This is a genomic window from Sandarakinorhabdus limnophila DSM 17366, from assembly GCF_000420765.1.
GTDB lineage: Bacteria > Pseudomonadota > Alphaproteobacteria > Sphingomonadales > Sphingomonadaceae > Sandarakinorhabdus > Sandarakinorhabdus limnophila.
Genome location: NZ_ATVO01000006.1, coordinates 368,407 through 391,703 on the forward strand (window position 1 = coordinate 368,407; position 23,297 = coordinate 391,703).

The window sequence follows — 23,297 nt, forward strand, 5'->3', positions numbered from 1 at the left end:
ATGCGGCTCGGCGCGCTCCTCCCCAATGCAGGCAAAGCCGGTGATGAAATCGTCACCGGCTTTGCGCTTGATCACCGCAAGGTCGCGCCGGGCACTATCTTTGGCGCCTTCCAGGGCGCCCGCGTGAACGGCGAGGACTATATCGAAGCCGCCATCGCCGCCGGCGCCATCGCCATCGTGGCACGCCCCGAAGCCAGGGTGGAGGGCGTGTTGCACGTGGCCGATGCCAATCCGCGCCGGGCTTTTGCAGCACTGGCCGCCCGCTATTTCGCGCCCTTCCCGGCCACCACGGTTGCCATCACCGGCACCAACGGCAAGACCAGCACGGCCGAACTCACCCGCCAGCTGTGGCAGGCGGCAGGGCACCGCGCTGCCAGCATCGGAACGCTGGGCGTGACCACCGGTTATGACAGCGTTTCCCCGCGCGATGGCACCGGCGGCCTGACGACGCCCGATGTCGTGACGTTTCTGGCCACCATGGCCGGCTTGGCGCGTGAAGGCATCAGCCACGCCGCGTTCGAAGCCTCCAGCCACGGGCTTGATCAGTATCGCACCGAGGGTCTGCCGGTCACGGCCGCAGCCTTCACCAATCTTTCCCGCGACCATCTTGACTACCACGGCACCATGGAGGCCTATTTCGCCGCCAAGACCCGCCTGATGTCGGACGTGGTAGACGCTGGCGGCCATGCAGTGATCTGGGCCGACGATGGCGACTGGTCGGCCCGCATGATCGCTGCCGCCCGCCAGCGCGGCCTCACACTGCTCACCGTGGGTGAAACCGGCGAAACGCTGAAGCTGATCAAGCGCACTCCCACGGCGCTGGGCCAGGATCTGGTCATCGAAGCCGGCGGCCAGACCCATAAAATCGCACTGCCGCTGATCGGCGCCTATCAGGCCGCCAACGCGCTGGTTTCCGCCGGGCTGGTGATCGCCACTGGCGGCGACATCAAGCAGACGCTGGGCAATCTCGCCCGTGTGTCGGGAGTGCGCGGTCGGTTGGAGCGCGCGGTCATCACGCGTTCAGGTGCTGCCGTTTATGTGGATTATGCCCACACGCCCGATGCCATCATCGCAGCCTGTGCGGCGCTGCGCCCGCATGTGACGGGCCGGCTGATCATCGTTTTTGGGGCCGGCGGCGACCGTGACGCCGGCAAGCGTCCCCTGATGGGGGAGGCTGCGGCCGCCCATGCCGATGTCGTCGTTGTAACCGACGATAATCCCCGCAGTGAAAACCCGGCGGCCATCCGCGCCTCCATCCTCTCTGCCACGCCCGGCGGACAGGAAATAGCGGATCGCCGCCGGGCAATTGCCGCGGCCATTACCATGGCCCTTGCCGGCGACATCGTGCTGATCGCCGGCAAGGGCCATGAGCAAGGCCAGACTGTGGGCGACCGGGTGCTGCCGTTCGACGACGTGACCGTGGCGCGGGAGTGCGCGGCATGAGCCTATGGACCAGCGCCGCCATCGCCGAAGCGTGCGAAGGCACGGCGGCCGGCGAGTTCGCAGCCAATGGCGTGACGTTCGACAGCCGCGAGGTCGTAGCGGGAGACCTGTTTATTGCCCTGAAGGGCGAAGCCACCGATGGCCATCGTTTCATTGGCAAGGCGCTGGAGCGCGGCGCCGCCGGCCTGCTGGTGAGCGAGGCGGTTGACGCAGCGCATATCCGCGTGGCCGACACGATGGTCGCCCTGAACGCGTTGGGCGCTGCCGCGCGCGACCGCAGCCGCGCCACCCGCATCGGCGTGACCGGCAGTGTTGGCAAGACCGGGGTGAAGGAAGCACTGAAGGCGGCTCTGTCACGCTTTGCGCCGGATGCCGTGCACGCCAGCGTGAAAAGCTACAACAATCACACAGGTGTACCCCTGTCGCTGGCGCGGATGCCGGCGGCGTCGCGTTTTGGCGTGTTCGAAATGGGCATGAACCACAGCGGCGAACTGGCCGAACTGACGCAATTGGTGCGCCCGCACATCGCCATCGTCACCTGGGTGGCATCGGCGCACCGCGAATTCTTCGCCACCGAATCCGATATCGCGATGGCGAAAGCCGAGATTTTTGCGGGGCTTCCAAAGGGCGGCACCGCCATCATCCCGCACGACAATCCTCATGCCGATCTGTTGGCCGGCGCCGCCGCCGATGCTGGCGCCAAGGTGGTGCGTTTCGGACTGAACGACGGCGCCGATGTGCACGCCGAGAAAGTGGCGCTGCACCCCGATTGCAGTTGCGTGACCGCCCGTATCGGCAAGGAAACCCTCACCTTCAAGATTGGTATGGCCGGCCAGCATTGGGTCAACAACGCGCTGGCCGTACTGGCCGGCGTGCAGGCCGCTGGCGCCGATCTGGCGTTGGCCGGCCTGGCGCTGGCCGAACTGAATGATCTGCCCGGTCGCGGCCGCCGCCTGCGGGTGGCCGCCGGTGCCGGTCAGGCCATCGTGATCGACGAAGCCTATAATGCCAATCCGGCCAGCATGGCGGCCAGCCTCGCCGTGCTGAAGGCGGTTGCGCCCGCGCGCCACGGTCGCCGCCTGGCGCTGCTGGGCAGCATGAAGGAACTGGGCGCGCTGTCGGATGAATTCCACGCCGGGCTGGCGCCGCACATTCGCGAAGCCGGCGTTGCTGCCGCCGTGCTGGTCGGCGCGGAAATGAAACCGCTGGCCGCCGCCCTGGGCCGCAGCATCGATGTGCGCCACGTCGCCGATGCCGATGCCGCACGCGCCGAAATCGCCCGAATGATTGCGGCCGATGATGTGCTGCTGGTCAAGGGGTCCAATTCGATCGGGCTGGCCCGCGTCATCGAGGCGCTGGCCAGCGGAGACATGATGCCATGATCAAGTTGCTTGCCGATCTCGCCGGCTATGAAGGCCTGTTCAACATCTTCCGTTACATCACCTTCCGGGCGATCGCGGCGTTGATGACCAGCCTGGCCATCGCCTTGGTGCTCGGCCCCCGCTTCATCGACATGCTGCGCGCCAAGCAGGGTAAGGGCCAGCCGATCCGCGAAGACGGCCCGGAATGGCATCTGCTCACCAAACGCGGCACGCCGACGATGGGCGGCCTGCTGATCCTGATCGGCATGACCATTTCCACGCTGATGTGGATGGATTTCGGCAATGGCTTCGTGTGGGCCAGCCTGCTGGTGACGCTGGGTTTCGGCGCTATCGGTTTCATGGATGATTATGACAAGGTGACCAAGCAGAGCCACAAGGGCGTTTCCGGCCGGACCCGCCTGGCCATGGAGTTCCTGATTGCAGGCCTCGCCTGCTCGTGGATCGCCAGCCGCACCGGCTTCACCCTCTATCTGCCGTTCCTGAAGGATGCCGGGCTTTATCTGGGCCTGTTCTACATTGCCTTTGCCGCCTTCATCGTGACCGGTTTCGGCAACGCCGTGAACCTTACCGATGGCCTTGATGGCCTCGCCACCATGCCGGTCATCATTGCCGCCGCAGCCTTTGCGGTGATTGCCTATCTGGTCGGCAACATCCGCTTTTCAGATTATCTCGGCATCCATCATGTGCCGGGATCGGGCGAACTGGCGGTGTTCTGCGCGGCGTTGATCGGGGCGTGTCTGGGATTCCTGTGGTTCAACGCGCCGCCGGCGATGGTGTTCATGGGCGACACCGGCAGCCTGGCCTTGGGCGGCGCGCTCGGCACCATAGCGGTGATCACCAATCACGAACTGGTGCTGCTGGTGATCGGCGGGCTGTTCGTGCTCGAAACGCTTTCAGTCATCATTCAGGTGGCGAGCTTCAAGACGACAGGCAAGCGCGTGTTCCGCATGGCGCCGCTGCACCATCATTATGAAAAGAAAGGCTGGAAAGAATCGACCGTGGTGATCCGCTTCTGGATCATCGCCATCCTGCTCGCCTTGGCGGGCCTGGCGACACTGAAACTTCGGTGATGGCCATGCTCGTCAGCAGCGTCCTCCTCCTTGAACCTGCATACCCCGCACCGCGTGTGCTGCTGCGTAACCGTGGCGCACGGGGGGGGAGGACGCTGCGCCGGTGATTACCTCGCCCGCCTTTGCCGGCAAACGCTGGGGCGTGCTGGGCCTGGCCCGTACGGGGCGCGCCGTAGCGGCTGCGCTGGCCGCGTCTGGCGGTGAAGTGTGGGCGTGGGATGATGGCGAAGCGGCGCGGGCGTCGTACGAGGGCGCGCTGGTCGATCTGAACACGGCTGATCTGACCGGGCTCGCAGCTATTGTCGTGTCGCCCGGTGTGCCCCACTCCGCACCGATTTTCGCCACCGCTGCTCGCTATGGTGTGCCGGTGCTTGGCGATACCGAGCTGTTTGCCCTCAGCCAGCCAGCCGCGCGCATCGTTGGCATCACCGGCACCAACGGCAAATCGACCACCACCGCGCTGCTGCATCATCTGTGCACCACTGCCGGCATCCCGGCAGCCATGGGCGGCAACATCGGCCTGCCCATCATGGCACAGGATCCCCTGCCGGCCGGCGGCGTGTGGGTGCTGGAATTGTCGAGCTATCAACTCGAGATCACCCACAGCCTGGCCTGCGACGTCGCGATCCTCACCAACATTACGCCCGACCATCTGGAACGGCACGGCACCATGGCTGGCTATGCCGGTGCCAAGGCGCGGCTGTTTGCCATGCAGAAGCCCGGCAGCACGGCCATCGTTGGCAAGGCAGCGCAGGCCACGTGGTCGGTGGCTTCGGGGCCGGTGCTGCTCATAGAGAATGTGGTGCTGCCCTCTCCGCAAAGCAACTGGCCGGCGCTGAAAGGACCGCACAACCTGGAAAACGCCCGTGCCGCCATTGCTGCGGCCCGCGCGCTTGGCATCGCCGACAACGTGATCGCGCGCGGCCTCGCCACCTATCAGGCACTCGCCCACCGCATGGAACCGGTGGGTGAAAAGCGCGGCCTGCTGTGGGTGAACGATAGCAAGGCCACCAACGCTGACAGCACCGCCCCGGCGCTGACCGCCTACCCACGCATCCACTGGATTGCCGGTGGCCGGCCCAAGCTGGATGCCAACGGCAAGGCCGATCTGTCGGCGATCCTGCCGCATATGGGCGGCGTCGTGGGCGCCTATCTGATCGGCGAAGCGGCGCCAATGTTTGCCGAACAACTGCAGGGCCAGGTGCCGGTCACCCAGTCGGGCACGCTGGCGCATGCCATGGCGGATGTTCTCGTCGCCGCCAAACCGGGCGAGGTCGTGCTGTTCAGCCCGGCTGCTGCCAGTTTCGATCAATACAAGGATTTCGAGGACCGCGGCGCTGCCTTCCGGGCAGCGGTCGCGGCACTTTGAGGGGGACCAGATGGCCAGCCGCAGCACCAATCGCACGCTTGCCGCCGCGCTCACGCGCGGGGACCGCTCCACCATCGGCCGCTGGTTCTGGACGATCGACAAGACGCTGCTGATCATCATCTTCGCGCTGGTCGCCGCCGGCATCGTTGCCGTGGCGGCCGCTTCCCCGGCCGCTGCCCGCAGGCTTTCGGGCACCGCGCTGCGCTTTGACGATCTCTATTTTCTCTATCGCCAATTGGGTTGGGTGGCGCTGGGTCTGCCGCTGATGCTGGCGACCTCGATGCTGGACATGCGCCTGCTGAAGCGGCTGGCGGTCATTGGCACACTGGGCTGCCTGGTCGCGCTGCTGCTGGTGCCATTCATCGGCGGCGGTGCCAACGGCGCGGCGCGCTGGATCCAGTTGCCAGGGTTCCAGTTCCAGCCGTCAGAGTTCTTCAAGCCCTGCTTCATCGTCACCACAGCCTGGCTGCTCAGCCTTAAGGTTGAAGACCGCAGCCTGCCCACCATGCAGATCAGTCTGGGGCTGCTCGGTATGGCGCTGATCTGCCTGATCGCCCAGCCGGATGTCGGCCAATCGGCGCTGATTTCGGCGGTGTGGCTCACCCAGGCGATGCTGGCCGGCCTGTCGCTCACCATCGTCGGCGCGCTGGCTGGGCTGGGCATCGTCGGGCTGGTCGCGGCCTATTTCACCCTCGATCACTTCGCCGCCCGCATCGACAAATGGATATTGGGCACCGGCGACACCTTCCAGATCGACAAGGCGCTCGATTGCTTTCGCGCCGGTGGATGGCTGGGCACCGGGCCAGGCGAAGGCCGCATGAAGTTCCGCCTGCCTGAAGCCCAGACCGACTATATCTTCTCGGTCATCGGTGAGGAGTTCGGCCTGATCGCCTGCTTCATGCTGGCCGGCCTGTTCATGGGCTTGGTGGTGCGCGCCCTGCTGGTGGCGATGGACGAGGAAGATCCGTTCGTGTTCCTCGCTACCGCCGGCCTGGCCGCGCAATTCGGCTTCCAGGCGGCGATCAACATGATGGTCAATCTGGCACTGCTGCCGTCCAAGGGCATGACCCTGCCGTTCATCAGCCACGGCGGCTCCTCTTATCTCGCCATCTGCGTCGGCGCCGGGCTGCTGCTGGCGCTGACCCGCTGCAACCCGTTCCTGAAGGGCCAGCCCTGGGCGCGGCCGCCCGGCAGCCTGCGCGCGGCATGACGGACAATCCCCGCCAGATGACTCCCGGCCCCGGCGGCACTTATGTGCTGTGCGCTGGCGGCACCGGCGGCCACATGGTGCCGGCGCATTGCCTGGCGCTGGAGCTGATGGCGCGGGGCCACAAGGTTCATCTGGTGACGGATGAACGCGGCTTGCGCTTCCCTGGCCTGTTTCCGGGCGTGCCGGTGACCAAGGTGGAGGCGGCTTCCACCGGTCGCAGCGGCTGGCGGTCACTGCCGCAGGTGGCGCTGTCGATCTGGAAAGGCCGCAGCGCCGCGCGCAAGCTTTTCAAGGACATACACCCCCGCGCCGTCATCGGCTTCGGCGGCTACCCGGCCTTGCCGGGGCTACTCGCTGGCCTTTCGCTGTACCTGCCCTGCCTGATCCACGAACAGAATGCCGTGCTCGGCCGCACCAACCGCTATCTGGCGCCGCGGGTGCGCGCCATCGCCACCAGTTTCCCCCGCGTGCGCCGCATGGAGGGCAGTTGGCAGCGCCGGGCGCATTTCGTCGGCAACCCGGTGCGCCCCGAAGTTCTGGCTGCCCGGGATGTAAAATTCGACGAAAATGCTGCCCGCTTGAAGCTTTTGGTGACCGGCGGCAGCCAGGGAGCGGCAGTTTTGAACCGGGTGGTGCCGGCCGCTGTACGGCTGCTGCCGGCCGCTGTCCGCGCCAACCTGGACATCACCCACCAGGGCCGCGACGAGGATCGCGAGGAGATGCTGGCCGCTTACCACGATGCCGGGATCGAGCCGACCATCGCCGCATACTTCCCCGACCTCCCCGCTGAAATGGCGTCCAGCCATATCGTCATCGCCCGGTCAGGCGCGTCGACGGTGGCGGAACTCGCGGTGATGGGCCGGCCGTCCATATTGGTGCCACTGCCGATCGCAACCGATGATCATCAGGCCGACAATGCCGCCGCCCTGGTGGCAGTCGGCGGTGCGCAGATGATCCGTCAACAGGATTTTACGCCAGAGCAACTGGCAGAGGCCTTGACGGGGTGGCTGACAGACCGGAAGGGCTTGGCCGAAGCCGCCGCCGCAGCGCGTGCCGCCGGTCATCCCGAGGCCGCGATACGCCTGGCCAATCTTGTCATTGCCACCGGATTGATCGCATGAACCCCGCTCCCGAAAATCTCCGCCTGCGCCCCGGTTTCCGCACCGATATTGGCGTCATCCACTTCGTCGGCATCGGCGGTATCGGCATGTCCGGCATTGCCGAGGTGATGGCAAATCTGGGCTTTGACGTGCAGGGCAGCGATTCTGCTGAAGGTTATGTGGTCGAAGGCCTGCGGAAGAAGGGCATCAAGGTCTTCATCGGCCAGAAGGCGGACAATGTCGCCAACGCCGCCGTGCTGGTCACCTCTACCGCCATCAAGGCCGACAATCCCGAAGTGGTCGCCGCTCGGGCCAAGCGCATCCCGGTGGTGCGACGCGCCGAAATGCTGGCCGAACTGATGCGGCTGAAAAGCTGCGTGGCGGTTGCCGGCACCCACGGCAAGACCACCACGACTTCCATGGTCGCCACATTGTTGGATGCCGGCGGGCTTGATCCCACGGTGATCAACGGCGGCATCATCAATTCGATCGGCTCCAACGCCCGCCTGGGCGCGTCAGACTGGATGGTGGTGGAAGCTGATGAAAGCGACGGCAGCTTCCTGCGGCTGACCGGCACCTTCGGCATCGTCACCAACATCGATCCCGAACATCTCGATCACTGGGGCAATTTCGAAGCGGTGAAGCAGGGCTTCGAACGCTTCGTCCACGCCGTGCCTTTCTATGGCGCCGCGATCCTCTGCATCGATCACCCGGAAGTGCAGGCGCTGATCCCGCGCGTGTCGGATCGACGGATCATCACCTATGGCTTTGCCGCCACTGCCGATGTGCGCGGGCTGGACGTGACGCCGGTGCCGGGCGGTAACCGCTTCTCGGTTCTGGTGCGCACCCGTGATGGCCAGCGCCGCATTGATGATCTGGTGCTGCCGATGCCGGGCCGCCACAATGTGCAGAACGCGCTTGCCGCCATTGCCGTGGCGCTGGAACTGGGCGTGGATGATGCGGGCCTGCGGGCCGGCCTGGCCCGCTTTGGCGGCGTGAAGCGCCGCTTCACCAAGGTCGGCGAAGTGGCCGGCACCACCATCATCGATGATTATGGCCACCATCCGGTGGAAATCCGCGCCGTGCTCGCCGCCGCCCGCGAAGGCGCAACCGGGCGCGTGATTGCGGTCGTGCAGCCACACCGCTTCACGCGATTGCGCGATCTGATGGCGGACTTCTGCGCCGCCTTCAACGATGCCGACATGGTCTATGTCGCACCCGTCTATGCTGCCGGAGAAGCACCCATCGAAGGGGTGGACGCCGCTGCGCTCGCCGCCGGGCTGGTCGCGGCCGGACACCCGAGCGCCGACACGGTGACAGGCGCCGACAATCTGGCGGTGAAACTGGCCAGCGTGGTGCAGCCGGGTGACCAGGTCATCTGCCTGGGCGCTGGCGACATCACCAAGTGGGCCGCGGGCCTTGCCGATGCAATCGGCAAGGTGAAGGCGGGGTGACAGCCCTCGCCGCCCCTCCGGCCGCGCGCGGCAAGCTGACGGCGTCTGCGCCGCTGGCGCCGCTCGTCTGGTTCAAGGCCGGCGGCGTGGCGGACTGGTTGTTCGAGCCGGCCGATGTCGATGATCTGCGCGCTTTCCTGAAAACCCTGCCTGCCGATGTGCCGGTGATGGCGCTGGGGCTGGGCAGCAATCTGATCGTGCGCGATGGCGGCGTGCCGGGCGTTGTGGTGCGGCTGGGCAAGGCGTTCGGCAAGGTCAGCGCGACAAGCGACACACTCACCTGTGGCGGCGGTGCATCGGGCATCGCGGTGAGCAGCGCCGCGCGCGATGCCGGCGTGGCGGGCCTGGAATTCCTGCGCGGCATCCCCGGCACGGTGGGCGGCTTCGTGCGGATGAACGGCGGCGCTTATGGCCGCGAAGTCGCCGATGTGCTGATGGACGTCATGGTGGTTACCCGGGACGGCAGCATTGAAACCCGCGCCCTGTCGGCGCTCGACTACAGCTATCGCCACAGCAATCTGCAGGACGGCGAGATCGTCGTTTCGGCACGTCTCAAGGGTCAACCCGGCGAGAAGGCCGCCATCCAGGCCGAGATGGACCGCATCGCCGCCGCCCGCGAAGCCAGCCAGCCGCTGCGCACCCGCACCGGCGGTTCCACCTTCAAGAATCCAGCGCCGCACAAGGCCTGGGAACTGGTGCACAATGCCGGCTGCCGAGGGCTGCGGGTTGGCGGGGCTGAAGTGAGCGAGAAGCATAGCAATTTCCTGATCAACAGTCACCGCGCCACCGCCGCCGATATCGAGGCGCTGGGCGAACTGGTGCGCGCCCATGTGCTGCGCACGCAGGGCGTGTCGTTGGAGTGGGAAATCCAGCGCGTGGGGCGGGTGCAATGAAGGTGGCAGTGCTCATGGGCGGCTGGTCGGCGGAGCGCGAGGTGTCCCTCACCTCCGGCCGCGGCATCGCGCAGGCCTGCCGCAGCCTGGGCCACGACGTGGTGGAAATCGACATGGGCCGCGATGTGGCGCAGCGCCTGATCGAGGCCGCGCCTGATGTGGTGTTCAACGCGCTGCACGGCACGCCAGGCGAAGATGGAACGGTGCAAGGCCTGATGGACCTGCTGGGCCTTTGCTACACGCACAGCGGGCTGACCACTTCGGCCATTGCCATCGACAAGGAACTCACCAAGAAAGTGCTGGTGCCGGCGGGCGTGCCGATGCCGCTGGGCAAGGTCGTTACCAGTGAAAGCCTGTTCGACGGCGATCCGCTGGCCCGGCCTTATGTGCTGAAGCCGGTCAACGAAGGCTCGTCCGTCGGCGTCGCCATCGTCACCGACGCCAGCAATTACGGCAATCCCATCCGCCGCGACGTGCCAGGGCCTTGGGCTGCATTCGAAACACTGCTGGCCGAGCCGTTTGTGGCCGGCAAGGAATTGACCGTGGCGGTGATCGGCGACGAAGCCCTGGCCGTGACCGAATTGCAGACCTCCAGCGGCTTTTATGATTACGAAGCCAAATATACCGATGGCATGACCCTGCACATCTGCCCCGCCGAACTGCCGGCCGATGTGGAAGCCGCCTGCCTGGCCCATGCGCTGACCGCCCACCGTGCGCTTGGCTGCCGGGGCACCAGCCGTTCCGATTTCCGTTGGGATCCGGCGCTGGGGCTGGCCGGCCTGTTCCTGCTGGAAACCAACACCCAGCCGGGCATGACGCCCTTGAGCCTGGTGCCGGAGCAGGCAAAGTATCGCGGCATCAGTTACGAGCAACTGGTGCAGCGCCTGATCGATATGGCCCTGCATGATTTTGGGCGCGACCACGGTAAGGGAGGCCAGCCATGACTGCCGCCGTTCTGAAACGCGGCGCCAGGCCACCAAAAGCCGCGCAGAATCGGCCGACGCGCGTGTCTGGCGCACAGAAAATCACCCGCCAGCAGTTGGGTATCGGTGGCGCGGTGTTACTGGCGATTGCGATCGCGGTGATGGTCGCCGTGGGCGTGCCGCAGCGCATCTGGAACGGCTTTGTGGAATGGACCGCCGCGCAAGGGTGGGAAGTGCGCCATGTCGAACTGACCGGCGCCCGTGAGCAGGAGCGGCTGGCGATCTATGCCGCCGTCTTGAATGGCCCGAGCAACGCCATGCTCGCCACCGATCTGGACGATGTGCGCGACCGGCTGCGCGCGCTGCCGTGGCTGGCCGATGCCAGCGTGCAGCGCCGCCTGCCCGATACGCTGGTGATCGAGGTGAAGGAACGCAAACCCGTCGCGCTTTGGCAGTATCACCAGCGCCTGGCCGCCATCGATATCACCGGCAAGGTGCTGACCCGCGAGCGCCTGGAACGCTGGAACGATCTGCCGATCCTGGTTGGTGCCGGCGCCAATGCCCGCGTGCGCGACGCGCTGGAACTGATCGCCGCAACGCCGCTGGGCCGTGACGTGAATGCCGCCGTGTTCGTGGGTGGCCGCCGCTGGGATTTGCGGTTCAAGAGTGGCGAGACGCTGGCGCTGCCCGATCAGCCCGGCCAGGCCCGCGCGGCGCTGGCCACATTTGCCAAGTTGGATGGGCAGGGGCCGGAGCGGTTGCTGGGCGGGCGTTTCACCCGGTTCGATCTGCGGTTGCCGGGCCGCATGATCGTTGCGGGACCTGCGGTGGCCGAAACATTGGCCGAAGCGGAAAAGGCGCGCCGCGCCGCCGCACAGGCCCAAAAGATCTGAGGAACATATGGCCCCCCGTATTCCCCTTCCTCCCCTTGGCCGGAGCCAGTCCGAACGGCCGGTCGCCGTGCTTGATGTCGGCACCTCGAAAGTATCGGCCTTGATTGCGCTGGTGGGAGGCGACGGACCGCCGCGGATCATCGGCAGCGGGCAAAAGCCCTGCATGGGCCTGAAGCGCGGCACCGTGACAGATTTCGACAAGGCCGAAATGGCGATCCGTGGCGCCATTGACCAGGCCGAACGCGCGGCCGGCATGCAGATGGACAGTGTTGTGGCCAGCTTTGCCGCCGGCAACATGGCCAGTAGCATGGCCAGTGCCGAGATCGACATCGCTGGCGCCAGCATCACCCCCACCGACATGGTGACGCTGCGCCAGGCCGGCCGTGCCGCCATCGATCCGCGCGGGCGCAGCGTGGTGCATGCCTTGCCGGCGCTGTACACGCTGGATGGCCTGCCCGGCGTTGAAAGCCCGCTGGGCCTGCATGCCGATCGGCTGGGCATGGATATCCATGTCGTCACTGCCGACACACCGGCGATTCTGAACTTCACCCGCGCCGTGGCGCAATCGCACCTGGGCATTTCCACGCTGGTTGCCAGCCCGCTGGCCGCCAGCCTCGCCGTGCTGGACGAGGAAGAGCGCGATATCGGCGTGGCGCTGATCGACATCGGCGCCGGCATGACCAGCATTGCCGTGCACAAGTTCGGCATCGCCGTGGGCGTCGCCACCGTGCCCATGGGCAGCGCCGACATCACCGACGACATTGCGGCGGCCTTCGACACCAAGCGCAGCATTGCCGAACGGTTGAAGACCTTTGATGGCGCGGCAGTGGCCACCATCCGTGATCAGTCCGACCCGGTGCTGATCACGCCGTCGGTCGAGGATGGCAGCGTGGAAGCCCGTAAGGTACCACGCGCACAACTGGTGGGCGTTATCCGCACCCGGCTCGACATGTTGTTCGGCGAGATTGGCAAGGCGCTGTTATCGCTGGGTTTTGTCGGCCCGCAGGCACGGCGGATCGTGCTGACCGGCGGCGGCTCCGATCTGCGCTCGATCGCCGATTATGCCGGCTCCTATCTGGGCTGCAACGTGCGCATCGGGCGGCCGCGCGGCCTTACCGGCCTGCCGGTGGCGCAGGAAGGCCCGGCCTTTGCGACACTGGCCGGCCTGGTGCTGTTTGCGCAAGGCGACCCCGGCGACGTGTGGCATGCGCAAGTGTCGGGCGAAGCTCCCTCGCTTCGGCGCGGATTCGGGGGAGTCATCGAAAAACTGTGGGGAAGTCTGTGAAGTCACTTCCCAGCGATTCACGCATCATCTAGTATGCTTTTGACCTCGGGAGACACGACATGCTGGAATTCGCCAAGCCAGAACTGACCGAACTGAAGCCGCGTATCGCTGTCATTGGTGTCGGCGGTGCCGGCTGTAATGCGGTGGCCAACATGATTGCCGCCGATCTGATGGGCGTGGAGTTCGTGGTCGCCAACACCGATGCCCAACAGCTGGCCATGAGCCCGGCTGGCACCCGCATCCAGCTTGGCATGAAGATCACACAGGGCCTGGGCGCCGGCGCCCGCCCGGAAATCGGCCGTGCTGCCGCCGAGGAAACGCTTGAGCAACTCGAAACCGCGCTGGATGGCGCGCACATGTGCTTCATCGCCGCCGGCATGGGCGGCGGCACCGGCACGGGCGCAGCCCCAGTCGTGGCCCGCGCTGCGCGCGAAAAGGGCATATTGACGGTTGGTGTCGTCACCAAGCCGTTCAGCTTTGAAGGCGCCAAGCGCATGCGCGCCGCCGAGGAAGGCATTGCCGAACTGCAGAAGCATGTCGACACGCTGATCATCATCCCGAACCAGAATCTGTTCCTGATCGCCAACGCCAACACCACCTTCAAGGACGCCTTTGCGATGGCGGACCAGGTGCTGCATCAGGGCGTGCGCGGCATCACCGATCTGATGATCATGCCGGGCCTGATCAACCTCGATTTCGCCGACATCCGCACCGTGATGAGCGAGATGGGCAAGGCGATGATGGGCACCGGCGAAGCCACGGGCGAAGGCCGTGCCATCGAAGCGGCGCAGAAGGCGATTGCCAACCCGCTGCTCGATGAAGTGTCGATGCGCGGCGCCAAGGGTGTCATCATCAACATCACCGGTGGCGACGATCTGAAGCTGATGGAAGTGGACGAAGCCGCTTCCTACATCCGCGACATGGTCGATACCGAAGCCAACATCATCGTGGGCAGCGCCTTCAACAAAGATCTGGATGGCCTGATGCGGGTGAGCGTGGTCGCCACCGGCATCGATGCTGCCAGCCGCCCGATGCCGGTACCGGCGCCGCAGAAGAAGGCGGCCGCACCGGCCTTCCTTTCGCAGCCCAGCATCTTCACTATGCCGCCGCCGATCAGCCAGCCGGAACCGGAGCTGGAGCCGGTGGCTGAAGTGCAGCCGGAACCGGAACCGGTGAACGAAGCGCCCGTTGCCCCGACGCTTGACTTGCCCGTGGGCGAGGAAGCCATGGCACGCGTGCTCGATGGCATCGATGGCAATCAGCCCGAACCCGCCGACGCGGTGGAGGACGACGCCATGGATCTGGCCGAGATGGGCGAACGGATTGAAACCAGCTTCACCTTCACACCGGTCACGCCGGCAGTGTCTGGACCTGTCGCTGGCCCGGCGGCGAACCCGCCTCCGGCGCCGGAGCCGGTGGCTGAAGATCGCCCGCTGACCCTGTTTGAACGCATGATGGGCATGAGCCGCAAGCCGCGCGCCCCGGAAGCGCCGCCCGCCACGCTAGCGCCGCAGCCGGAACCGCCGCAGGCCAGCGATGATGATGTGCCCGGCTTCATGAAGCGGCAGGTGAATCGCTGAGACAGGCGTGGGCTGCAACGGACGGACTTGTCCCACAACCCATTGCAGACCGTTCACGCTGCAAGATGATCAAGGCCCGGCTGGCAACAGCCGGGCCTTTTTCGTGCGAGGGAAAAGCCGCGCTGCAGCGTTGTTGATGGCATGAGCCTTTCTGCAATTGCCCTCAATCGCTTCGGCCTTGGCGCCCGCCCCAGCGATGCAGCGCCTGCCGATCCGCGCGGCTGGCTGCTGGGTCAACTTGGTCGATTTGATCCACGCCCGGCCGTGATCACCGCCCTCCCCAATGCTGCGGCGATGACCCTGCAATATCGGCAGAATCTGGCGCAGCTGCGCCGGCAAGGTCTGATCGGCGCCCGCCGGCCGGGCGATCCAGAAGCGCCACGTGGCCCTGAAGCCGAAGCGGCCAACGAGATGGGGGCCAACCAGGCCCAACGCGAGCGCCGCCAGGCCTTTGCCCAGGCCTATGGCGGGCAGGTCGGTGCGCGGTTGACGCTCTCGCTCACCAGCGCGACCCCCTTTGCCGAACGGCTGGTGCATTTCTGGGCCAATCATTTCGCCATTTCCACCGACAAGCTGGCCACCGCCACCATGGGCGGCCCGTTGGAGTTCGAAGCCATCCGCCCCAACATCGGCGGCCGGTTCAGCGACATGCTGCTGGCCATCACTCGCCATCCGGGGATGCAATTCTATCTGGATCAGGCGCAATCGATCGGCCCAAACAGCCTGCTGGGTGAGGCGGCCCGCCGCCGTAACGCCCCCCGTCAGCCTGGCCTGAACGAAAATCTGGCCCGCGAGATCCTCGAACTGCACACGCTGGGTGCCGGCAACTATACGCAGGCCGATGTCGCCGGCCTCGCCCGCGCGCTCACCGGCTGGAGCATCGGCGGCTTCGTGCGCCGGCCTTTGGGGGTGGCCGCGCCAGACGGGCAGTTCGTCTTCCAGCCGGCCTGGCATGAGCCGGGCGGTGTAACCGTGGCGGGGCGCCCCTATCGCCAGAATGGCGAGGCGCAGGCGCTGGCCATTTTGCAGGATCTTGCGCTCAATCCCCTCACCGCCCGTCGCCTCGCGGTGAAACTCGCCCGGCATTTTGTCGCCGATGCGCCGCCGCCGGCGCTGGTTGATCGCATGGCCGCCGCCTACCTGGCCAGCGGCGGGCAATTGCCGGCGCTCTATCGCGCCTTGATCGAAGCCCCGGAAGCCTGGGCGACACCATTGGCCAAGTTCAAGACGCCGTGGGACTGGCTGGTTTCGTCCCTGCGCGCCCTGGGCCGCGAGAACGTGCCGCCACTGCAGGCGATCGGCGCGCTACGCGAACTGGGCCAGCCTGTGTGGCGCCCCGGTTCACCCGCCGGTTGGGAGGATGACGCCGCGCGCTGGGCCGCGCCCGATGCGCTGCTGCGCCGGGTGGAAGTCGCCAGCCGCATCGCTGCGCCGCTGGCCGCCACTCTCGATGCGCGCAGCCTTGCGCCGCGCATTCTGCCCGGCACGCTGTCGCCTGCCACCGCCAGCGCCATTGCACGGGCAGAAAGCCCGGCCGAGGGCCTCGCGCTGCTCCTCGTCGCTCCAGAATTCTTGCGCCGATGATCGACCCCAAAATCAACCGCCGTTCCCTGCTGGCGCGCGGCGCCCTCATCGGTGGCTTTGCCCTGACCCCACAGCTGGCGCTAGCGGCGGCCGGCACCGATCAACGCCTGGTGTTCATAATCCTGCGCGGCGCCATGGACGGGCTGGCCGCCATCCCGCCGATTGGCGATGCCCGCCTGAACCAATTGCGTGGGGGCCTCGCCCAGCCGCCCGAGCAGTTCGGCGCCATGCTGAAGCTGACCAGCGATTTTGCCGCCCATCCGGCACTCAAAGGCTTTGCCGGGCTGTTCGCGGCAGGCGAGGCCAGCGTGGTGCACGCCATCGCCAGCCCCTATCGCGAGCGCAGCCATTTCGATGCGCAGAACATCCTCGAGACCGGCGGCAATGCGGCTTATGCGCTGAAGGATGGTTGGCTGAACCGGCTACTGCCTCTGCTACCAGCGGCCCCGCCGCCCGTCGCCATTGCCGCCACCCTGCCCGCGCTGTTGCGCGGGGCTGCGCCCACCACCAACTTTGCCCCCAGCCGCCTGCCCGATGCCAGCGCCAGCCTGAAAGCCCGCGTTGCCGCGCTGTATGAGAATGACGCGCTGCTGCACCGGCTGTGGAGCGAGGCGATGGCCACCGAGATGATGGCTGGCACCAACGATGGCGGCACCGGCAATCCGCAAGACCTCGCTACCAGCGCCGCGCGTCTGCTTGCTGATCCGGCGGGCCCACGCATCGCCGTGCTCGATCTGGGCGGGTGGGACACGCATGCCGGCCAGGCGCTGCGGCTGGGCAATCAGCTGCGCCAACTGGATGGCGTGATCACCACGCTCAAAACCGGCCTGGGCCCAGCCTGGGCCAACACGCTGGTGATCGCCGCCACCGAATTCGGCCGCACCGTGGCGGCCAACGGCACCGGCGGCACTGATCACGGCACGGCAAGCGCGGCGCTGCTGGCTGGAGGTCAATTGAAGGGTGGCCCGGCAGCGGGCCGCGTGCTGGGTGATTGGCCGGGCTTGAGCACTCTTTACGAAGGCCGCGATCTGCTGCCAACGACCAGCCTCAATAGCCTGTTTGCCGGGGCCGCAGCGGGCTTGTTCGGGTTGGACCCGGACCTGGTGACACGCCGCGTGTTCCCCGCAGCCCCGGCCCCACCACTGGCACTGATCAGGGCGTAAGCACACGCAGCAAAAAGTTGCTGGCATCGGTGAGCGCATTGGCCTTGCCGCGAAACGGCTTGGACAAGGCCAGCAAGATGCCGATGTGGCCAACATCGGGATAGAGCCTCACCTCGGCGCGGCCACCCAGATCGGTCAACGCATTGGCCAACCGCTGGCTGTTGCGCGGCAGCACGGTGGTATCGGTCTCGCCATGCAACAGCAGCAGCGGCGGCGCATCGGCGCGGGCGAAATGGATCGGCTGCGTGTCGTTCGGATCGGCCGCCTTGCCCAACGCCGCATCCGCCGCGCCGCCGGCCACGAACGGCCGGAAATCATAAGGCCCAGCCAGGCCCACGGCGGCCTTGATCTGGTCTGCCACGCCCCAGCGCCGATCGAGCGCCAACAACAGCGCGATGTGAGCGCCGGCACTGTGGCCCATCACCGCCACGCGGGCCGGATCCCCACCGTGAGCGGCGATATTGGCGCTGACCCATTTCATCGCCGCCGCGCCATCCTCCACGAACGCCGGCCAGCGCACCTGCGGCACCAGTCGATAGTCCGGCACCACCACCACAAAGCCGCGCGCCGCCAGCGCCCGCGCCGCAAAGCCATAACCTTGCCTGAGGCCGCTGTTCCAGCTGCCGCCATAGAAGAAGACGATGACAGGCAATTTCTGGTTGGCGCCTTGGGGTGCCCACACATCAAGCTTCTGGCGCGGATCGGTTCCGAAGGCCGCTCCGTCCACCAGTTGCTCCACGCCGCCATCACCGGGCGTGAGCCGGTTGAGGCCGTTCAAGGCGCCCAGCGGCGAACAGGCTGCGGCCAGTGGCGTCAGAGCAGCGACGGAGAGTAGCGAGCGGCGGGACATCATGCCGGCCCGATAAGGGGTTGAAGCAGAAAAGGAAAGCCTCCGGCGGGCAGGGACTCGTCCCTGCACCCGTTCGTTGGGCTGGGCTCTCGTGTGCCAGCATGCAGAGCAAATTTGAAAGCGGGCCGGCTGAAATCGAACGGGTGCAGGGTCTGCGATCCTGCCCGCCGGAGGCCACTTCTTCCCCTTCCCTTTCGTTCCCGCTATGCTGATACTCACGCACAGGGGAGTCCGCATTATGAAGCTGAACATCAACGGCAAGTCGGTTGACGTCACTGCCGATCCGGACATGCCGCTCTTGTGGGCGTTGCGTGATGTGCTGGGCCTGACCGGCACCAAGTTCGGCTGCGGCGCTGGCTTCTGCGGGGCGTGCACGGTGCAGCTGGATGGTGAGCCGGTGCGCGGCTGCCAGACGCCGGTTTCGGCCGTGGGCACCGCCAAGATCACCACCATTGAAGGGCTTTCCGCTTCGGCCTGGGGCCGCAAGTTGCAGGATGCATGGTTGGCGCTGGATGTGCCGCAGTGCGGCTATTGCCAGGCCGGGCAGTTGCTGGCCGCCGAAGCGCTGCTGCGGACTACCCCCAAGCCCACCGATGCCGATATCGATGCAGCGATGAGCGGCAACATATGCCGCTGCGCCACCTACACGCGCATCCGCGCCGCCATCAAGCAGGCGGCGGCCGCATGAAGGCCTCCCGCCGCGACATCCTGAAAGCCGGCGTGCTGGCTGGCGGCGGGCTTTCGCTGGGCCTGCAATTCGCCGGCGGTGCAAAGGCCAGCGTGCCCGGCGCGCTGTCGGCATTCGTGATCATCGATCCCACTGGCAGCATCCGCATCACCGCCCACCAGCCGGAAATCGGCCAGGGCGTGCGCACCAGTTTCCCGATGATGATTGCCGAAGAGCTCGACGTTGATTGGGCGCAGGTGACCGTGGTGCCGGCGCCAGGCAACCGCCAGGTTTATGGCGTGCAGCTGGCCGGGGGTTCATCGGCCACCCCGACCCAGTTCGAGCGCATGCGCCGGCTGGGCGCGGGGGCGCGCGCCATGCTGGTGCAGGCCGCCGCCAACAAGTGGGGTGTGCCGGCAGGCGAGATCACCACCTGCAGCGCCATGCTGCATCACAAGGCCAGTGGCCGCAGCGCACGTTATGCCGACATGGCCGAAGCTGCAGCCAGCATCGCGCCGCCCAAGCCGGAAAGCCTGACCCTGAAGGACCCGGCGCAGTTTCGCATATTGGGCACGCGCATCGGCGGCGTGGACAATCGCGCGCTGGTGACGGGCAAGCCGCTGTTCGGCATCGATACCCGCCTGCCCGGCATGGTTTATGCGGCGTTCGCCAAATCGCCGGTGTTCGGCGGCAAGCTGAAGAGCGCCAACCGCGCCGCTGCGCTGGCGGTGCCGGGGGTGAAGGGCCTGATCAACGTCGCCGAGCGCCGCGATCTGAAGACGCAGATCGATGTGGGCTTGCCTGGCATCGAAGTGCTGCCTGAAGGCATCGCCGTGCTTGCCACCAGCACATGGGCGGCGCTGAAGGGCCGCGATGCGCTGGCCGCCGTATGGGAAGGCGGCGATGCGGCCTTCCAGTCAACCACCGCATGGGAAGCCGCCGCAGCCAAGGCGTTCAAGGATGGCCCGCAAAAGCCCGGTTACATGAACCACGGCAATGCGCCGGCCAAGATGGCAACCGCTGCGAAGAAGGTGACAGCGGATTACAGCTACCCGTTCCTCGCCCACGCCGCGCTGGAGCCGATCAACGCCACAGCCCATGTGACAGGCGACAAGGCCGAGTTGTGGCTTTCGACGCAAACGCCGGAAGACGCGCGCCGCATGGTGGCGCTGGCGCTGGGCCTGAAGGTAGAAAATGTCACCATCCACCTGATGCGATCCGGCGGTGGTTTCGGCCGGCGGCTGATGAATGATTTTGCCGTGGAAGCCGCCGTGATTGCCAAGGCCGCCGGCGTTCCGGTGAAGCTGCAGTGGGACCGCGCACAGGATTTCGCCCACGACTGGCTGCGCCCCGGTGGCTGGCACAAGCTGGAAGCCGGGCTGGACGAGAAAGGCGACATCATCGCCTGGCACGATCATTTCGTCAGCTTCGGCGCTGATGGTGCGCTGAACCCCACCGCTGTGATCGATGGCTCGCTGTTTCCATCGGGCGTGATCAAGGATTTCCGCGCCGATGTGACGGTGCTGCCGATTGCCTCCACGCTGGGCTGGCTGCGCGCGCCGATCAACAACGCCTTTGCCTTCGTCACCCAGGGCTTCATCGACGATTGCGCGATTGCTGCCGGGCGTGACCCTCTGGAGTATCGCCGCGCCGTGCTCGGCACCCCGCGGGCCATCCCGATCGCCGAGGAGTTCAGCGGCGAGACCGGCGAGGCGATGAGGGGCACGCCCTACAACACGGGGCGCATGCGCGGCGTGTTGGACAAGGCCGCCGAAATGGCCGGCTGGGGGCGCAAACTGCCACCGTGTCGCGGTTTGGGCATCGCCTTCCACTTCAGCCACCTCGGCTATTTCGCCAATGTGGTCGAAGCCAGCGTGGCGGGTGATGGCAGCGTGAAGGTGCATCACGTGTGGGTGGCGGCCGATATCGGCAAGCACATCGTCAACCTGTCGGGCGCGGAAAACCAGGTGCAAGGCAGCGTGATCGACGCGCTCGGCGCCGCGTTGGGCCAGCGCATCACCTTTGCTGAAGGCGCTGTTGAACAGAAGAATTACGGCGATTTCCATCTTGCCCGCATGGACATGGCGCCGGCCGTGGATGTCGCTTTCCTGTCCACCGATTATCCGACCACGGGTTTGGGCGAGCCGGCCTATCCCAGCCTCGCCCCGGCGCTGGCCGGCGCGATTTACCAGGCGACGGGCAAGCGCCTGCGCACCCTGCCGCTCGACACCAGCCAACTCACCGCGTGAGGCCACTATGAACATCCAGCTCAGCCGCCGCACTTTCCTGTTTGCCAGCGCGGCGGTTGGGGGCGGCCTGTATCTGGGGCTGTCGCCTGAGAAGGCCGAGGCGGCAGAAGCCGGTCAGCTGAATGCCTGGGTGGTGATACCGGCCACAGGTCGCATCCGCATCATGGCCAGCAATCCGGAAGTGGGCCAGGGCATCCGCACCAGCCTGCCGATGGTGATCTGCGAAGAGCTGGACGCCGATTGGGCTGCTGTGGAGATCGTGCCGACATTGGCCGATGCCAAGATCTATGGCCGGCAGGTGGCTGGCGGATCGCAGGCGATGCCGACGCAATATGAACCGATGCGCCGGGTGGGCGCAGCGGCGCGCGGGATGATTTTGCAGGCAGCGTCCACCGCATGGGGCGTGCCGGTGGCAGAGCTGAGCACGGACAAGGGCCATGTCGTCCACGGCACGAAGCGCGCGCCTTATGGCCAGTTCGCGGCTGTGGCCGCTGCATTGCCCGCGCCGGACGCGGCGAGCGTGGCCGTGAAAGACCCCAAGGCCTTCCGCCTGATCGGCAGTTTCCAGCCCGGCGTGAACAACCGCGCCATCGTGGCCGGCAAGCAGGATTACGGCATCGATGCGGTAGTGCCGGGGATGCTGTACGCGGCCTTCCACAAATCCGGCGTGCAGGGCGCCAAGGTGAAATCGGCCAATCTGGCGGCGATCAAGGCGATGGGCGGCGTGAAGGACGCCTTCATCGTGGCCGGCACCGAGGAATATGAAGGCCTGGCCAGCGGTGTCGCCATCCTTGCTGACACGACCTGGCACGCCGAGCGCGCCCGCGCGGCGCTGAAGGTCGAGTGGAACGACAGCCCCGCCGCCTTCCAGTCCACCGCCACTTGGGCGAAGCTGGCGGCCGATGCCAAAGGCAAGCCGGCCGCCCTGCCGATCCACGCGACCGGCGATGTGAGCGCGGCGATGGCCAAGGCCACCAAGCGCGTGGCCGCGGATTATGCCTACCCCTTCATCCCGCACGTGCCGATGGAGCCGATCAACTGCACCGCGCGGGTCGATGGCGACAAGGTCGAGATCTGGGCGCCGACGCAGAATCCGGAGCCGGGCCGCGCTGCCGTGGCGAAACTTCTGGGCGTGCCGCCGGAGAATGTCACCATCCACATGATGCGGGTGGGCGGCGGTTTCGGCCGGCGGTTGCAGAATGATTATATGGTGGAAGCGGCGGCCATCGCAAAGCAGGCCGGCCGGCCGGTGAAGCTGACCTGGACGCGCGAGGACGACATCACCCAGGATTATCTGCGTCCCGGCGGCTGGCATTATCTGGAAGCCGGGCTGGATACCCAAGGTCGCTGCATCGCGTGGGACAATCACTTCATCAGCTATGGCCGCGATGGCAAGTTCGCCCGCGCCGCTGGCATCGGCCCCACCGATTTCCCGGCCGGCATTGTCGAGGATTTCCGGCTGGGCGCCACCGTTTTGCCGCTGATCCACACCACCGGCTTCCTGCGAGCGCCGTCCAACAACGCCTTCGGCTTTGTCACCCAGGGCTTCATCGATGAACTGGCGCACGCTGCCGGCGCTGATCCGGTGCAATTCCGCCGCGATTTCTTAGGAACTCCCCGCATCATCGGCGATCCCAAATCGCGCGGGCCCTACAACACCGGCCGCATGCGCGCCGTGCTGGACAAGGCTGCCGCCATGGCTGGCTGGGGCCGAAAACTGCCCAAGCGCACCGGGCTGGGCGTCGCCTTCCACTTCAGCCACTTGGGCTATTTTGCCAATGTGATCGAAGCCAGTGTGGCGGCAGACGGCACGGTGAAGGTGCACAAGGTGTGGGTGGCCGGCGATATCGGCCGCCAGATCGTCAATCCTGCCGGCGCCATGAACCAGGTGCAGGGCAGCATATTGGATGCGCTGGGCGCGTGCATGGGCCACGAAATCACCTTTGCCGATGGCGCCATCGAACAGCGCAATTTCGGCGACGTGCCGATGTTGCGCAACGAACAGATCCCGCCAATCGAAGTCGCTTTCCTCACCCCGGACTATCCGGTGACGGGGCTGGGAGAGCCAGCCTATCCGGCGGTCGCGCCGGCGCTGGCCAATGCGATTTTTGCGGCGACGGGCGTGAGGCTGCGCAAATTGCCACTGGATGTCAGCCTGCTGAAGGCCTGAACTGTCACGGCA

General features: G+C 66.5%; 18 protein-coding genes. 17 read left to right on the forward strand and 1 reads right to left on the reverse strand.

What is annotated here, in order from left to right; genetic code table 11:
* The 14 genes from G566_RS0109490 to G566_RS0109555 all read left to right on the forward strand — a co-directional run bounded on the left by G566_RS0109490 (position 1) and on the right by G566_RS0109555 (position 17,349).
* Positions 1 to 1,443, forward strand: a complete 1,443-nt coding sequence (locus tag G566_RS0109490) for a UDP-N-acetylmuramoyl-L-alanyl-D-glutamate--2,6-diaminopimelate ligase (protein ID WP_022680436.1) — start codon at positions 1 to 3, stop codon at positions 1,441 to 1,443.
* On the forward strand, positions 1,440 to 2,825 hold the full coding sequence (locus G566_RS0109495) for a UDP-N-acetylmuramoyl-tripeptide--D-alanyl-D-alanine ligase (RefSeq protein ID WP_029131499.1): 1,386 nt from the start codon (positions 1,440 to 1,442) through the stop codon (positions 2,823 to 2,825). The genes G566_RS0109490 and G566_RS0109495 overlap by 4 nt, the downstream gene beginning before the upstream one ends.
* Positions 2,822 to 3,895, forward strand: coding sequence for a phospho-N-acetylmuramoyl-pentapeptide-transferase (mraY, locus tag G566_RS0109500; protein ID WP_022680438.1), 1,074 nt, complete (start codon positions 2,822 to 2,824; stop codon positions 3,893 to 3,895). The genes G566_RS0109495 and mraY overlap by 4 nt, the downstream gene beginning before the upstream one ends.
* Before the next feature lie 103 nt (positions 3,896 to 3,998).
* Positions 3,999 to 5,264 carry a UDP-N-acetylmuramoyl-L-alanine--D-glutamate ligase gene (gene murD / locus G566_RS0109505; protein ID WP_022680439.1) on the forward strand — a complete coding sequence of 422 codons (1,266 nt, stop codon included), beginning with the start codon at positions 3,999 to 4,001 and terminating at the stop codon, positions 5,262 to 5,264.
* A 10-nt stretch (positions 5,265 to 5,274) separates the two neighbouring features.
* The gene (locus G566_RS0109510) at positions 5,275 to 6,474 is read left to right on the forward strand and encodes an FtsW/RodA/SpoVE family cell cycle protein (RefSeq protein WP_022680440.1); all 1,200 of its coding nucleotides are present in this window, start codon (positions 5,275 to 5,277) and stop codon (positions 6,472 to 6,474) included.
* Entirely contained in the window at positions 6,471 to 7,595 is a 1,125-nt protein-coding gene (murG, locus tag G566_RS14085; RefSeq protein ID WP_022680441.1) for an undecaprenyldiphospho-muramoylpentapeptide beta-N-acetylglucosaminyltransferase, read from the forward strand. Before G566_RS0109510 ends, murG begins: the two co-directional genes overlap by 4 nt.
* Positions 7,592 to 9,028 (forward strand): UDP-N-acetylmuramate--L-alanine ligase, encoded by a 1,437-nt coding sequence (gene murC, locus G566_RS0109520; protein WP_022680442.1) that lies wholly within the window; start codon positions 7,592 to 7,594, stop codon positions 9,026 to 9,028. Before murG ends, murC begins: the two co-directional genes overlap by 4 nt.
* On the forward strand, positions 9,025 to 9,921 hold the full coding sequence (murB, locus tag G566_RS0109525) for a UDP-N-acetylmuramate dehydrogenase (protein ID WP_022680443.1): 897 nt from the start codon (positions 9,025 to 9,027) through the stop codon (positions 9,919 to 9,921). The genes murC and murB overlap by 4 nt, the downstream gene beginning before the upstream one ends.
* The gene (locus tag G566_RS0109530) at positions 9,918 to 10,865 is read left to right on the forward strand and encodes a D-alanine--D-alanine ligase (RefSeq protein WP_022680444.1); all 948 of its coding nucleotides are present in this window, start codon (positions 9,918 to 9,920) and stop codon (positions 10,863 to 10,865) included. Before murB ends, G566_RS0109530 begins: the two co-directional genes overlap by 4 nt.
* Positions 10,862 to 11,737 carry a cell division protein FtsQ/DivIB gene (locus G566_RS14090; protein WP_022680445.1) on the forward strand — a complete coding sequence of 292 codons (876 nt, stop codon included), beginning with the start codon at positions 10,862 to 10,864 and terminating at the stop codon, positions 11,735 to 11,737. The genes G566_RS0109530 and G566_RS14090 overlap by 4 nt, the downstream gene beginning before the upstream one ends.
* A gap of 7 nt (positions 11,738 to 11,744) precedes the next feature.
* Positions 11,745 to 13,022, forward strand: coding sequence for a cell division protein FtsA (gene ftsA, locus G566_RS0109540; protein ID WP_040605527.1), 1,278 nt, complete (start codon positions 11,745 to 11,747; stop codon positions 13,020 to 13,022).
* Between the two features lie 59 nt (positions 13,023 to 13,081).
* Positions 13,082 to 14,602, forward strand: coding sequence for a cell division protein FtsZ (ftsZ, locus tag G566_RS0109545; protein WP_022680447.1), 1,521 nt, complete (start codon positions 13,082 to 13,084; stop codon positions 14,600 to 14,602).
* Between the two features lie 141 nt (positions 14,603 to 14,743).
* Positions 14,744 to 16,186 (forward strand): DUF1800 domain-containing protein, encoded by a 1,443-nt coding sequence (locus tag G566_RS0109550; RefSeq protein WP_022680448.1) that lies wholly within the window; start codon positions 14,744 to 14,746, stop codon positions 16,184 to 16,186.
* Positions 16,183 to 17,349 carry a DUF1501 domain-containing protein gene (locus tag G566_RS0109555; protein ID WP_022680449.1) on the forward strand — a complete coding sequence of 389 codons (1,167 nt, stop codon included), beginning with the start codon at positions 16,183 to 16,185 and terminating at the stop codon, positions 17,347 to 17,349. Before G566_RS0109550 ends, G566_RS0109555 begins: the two co-directional genes overlap by 4 nt.
* On the opposite strand, the gene G566_RS0109560 is transcribed toward G566_RS0109555, so the two are convergent.
* Positions 17,339 to 18,202 carry an alpha/beta hydrolase gene (locus tag G566_RS0109560; protein ID WP_022680450.1) on the reverse strand — a complete coding sequence of 288 codons (864 nt, stop codon included), beginning with the start codon at positions 18,200 to 18,202 and terminating at the stop codon, positions 17,339 to 17,341. The two genes, G566_RS0109555 and G566_RS0109560, sit on opposite strands and share 11 nt — an antisense overlap.
* A 235-nt stretch (positions 18,203 to 18,437) precedes the next feature.
* Between G566_RS0109560 and G566_RS0109565 the strand changes: the two genes are divergently transcribed.
* Genes G566_RS0109565 through G566_RS0109575 form a run of 3 tightly spaced genes read left to right on the forward strand, consistent with a single transcriptional unit; the run spans position 18,438 to position 23,285 of the window.
* Entirely contained in the window at positions 18,438 to 18,887 is a 450-nt protein-coding gene (locus G566_RS0109565; RefSeq protein ID WP_022680451.1) for a (2Fe-2S)-binding protein, read from the forward strand.
* Positions 18,884 to 21,115: a xanthine dehydrogenase family protein molybdopterin-binding subunit gene (locus G566_RS0109570; RefSeq protein ID WP_029131503.1), complete on the forward strand. Its 2,232-nt coding sequence runs from the start codon at positions 18,884 to 18,886 to the stop codon at positions 21,113 to 21,115. The genes G566_RS0109565 and G566_RS0109570 overlap by 4 nt, the downstream gene beginning before the upstream one ends.
* Positions 21,116 to 21,122: 7 nt before the next feature.
* Positions 21,123 to 23,285, forward strand: a complete 2,163-nt coding sequence (locus G566_RS0109575) for a xanthine dehydrogenase family protein molybdopterin-binding subunit (RefSeq protein WP_022680453.1) — start codon at positions 21,123 to 21,125, stop codon at positions 23,283 to 23,285.
* The last annotated feature ends 12 nt before the right edge of the window (positions 23,286 to 23,297 follow it).

Excerpts from the sequence above, each read along its gene's own strand:
- murG (WP_022680441.1), top strand. The coding sequence starts at position 6,471 with ATGACGGACAATCCCCGCCAGATGACTCCCGGCCCCGGCGGCACTTAT.
- G566_RS0109495 (WP_029131499.1), top strand. The coding sequence starts at position 1,440 with ATGAGCCTATGGACCAGCGCCGCCATCGCCGAAGCGTGCGAAGGCACG.
- G566_RS0109550 (WP_022680448.1), top strand. The coding sequence starts at position 14,744 with ATGAGCCTTTCTGCAATTGCCCTCAATCGCTTCGGCCTTGGCGCCCGC.
- murC (WP_022680442.1), top strand. The coding sequence starts at position 7,592 with ATGAACCCCGCTCCCGAAAATCTCCGCCTGCGCCCCGGTTTCCGCACC.
- G566_RS0109530 (WP_022680444.1), top strand. The coding sequence starts at position 9,918 with ATGAAGGTGGCAGTGCTCATGGGCGGCTGGTCGGCGGAGCGCGAGGTG.
- ftsA (WP_040605527.1), top strand. The coding sequence starts at position 11,745 with ATGGCCCCCCGTATTCCCCTTCCTCCCCTTGGCCGGAGCCAGTCCGAA.
- G566_RS0109575 (WP_022680453.1), top strand. The coding sequence starts at position 21,123 with ATGAACATCCAGCTCAGCCGCCGCACTTTCCTGTTTGCCAGCGCGGCG.
- ftsZ (WP_022680447.1), top strand. The coding sequence starts at position 13,082 with ATGCTGGAATTCGCCAAGCCAGAACTGACCGAACTGAAGCCGCGTATC.
- G566_RS0109555 (WP_022680449.1), top strand. The coding sequence starts at position 16,183 with ATGATCGACCCCAAAATCAACCGCCGTTCCCTGCTGGCGCGCGGCGCC.
- G566_RS0109490 (WP_022680436.1), top strand. The coding sequence starts at position 1 with ATGCGGCTCGGCGCGCTCCTCCCCAATGCAGGCAAAGCCGGTGATGAA.
- G566_RS0109565 (WP_022680451.1), top strand. The coding sequence starts at position 18,438 with ATGAAGCTGAACATCAACGGCAAGTCGGTTGACGTCACTGCCGATCCG.
- G566_RS0109510 (WP_022680440.1), top strand. The coding sequence starts at position 5,275 with ATGGCCAGCCGCAGCACCAATCGCACGCTTGCCGCCGCGCTCACGCGC.
- mraY (WP_022680438.1), top strand. The coding sequence starts at position 2,822 with ATGATCAAGTTGCTTGCCGATCTCGCCGGCTATGAAGGCCTGTTCAAC.
- G566_RS0109560 (WP_022680450.1), bottom strand. The coding sequence starts at position 18,202 with ATGATGTCCCGCCGCTCGCTACTCTCCGTCGCTGCTCTGACGCCACTG.
- G566_RS14090 (WP_022680445.1), top strand. The coding sequence starts at position 10,862 with ATGACTGCCGCCGTTCTGAAACGCGGCGCCAGGCCACCAAAAGCCGCG.
- G566_RS0109570 (WP_029131503.1), top strand. The coding sequence starts at position 18,884 with ATGAAGGCCTCCCGCCGCGACATCCTGAAAGCCGGCGTGCTGGCTGGC.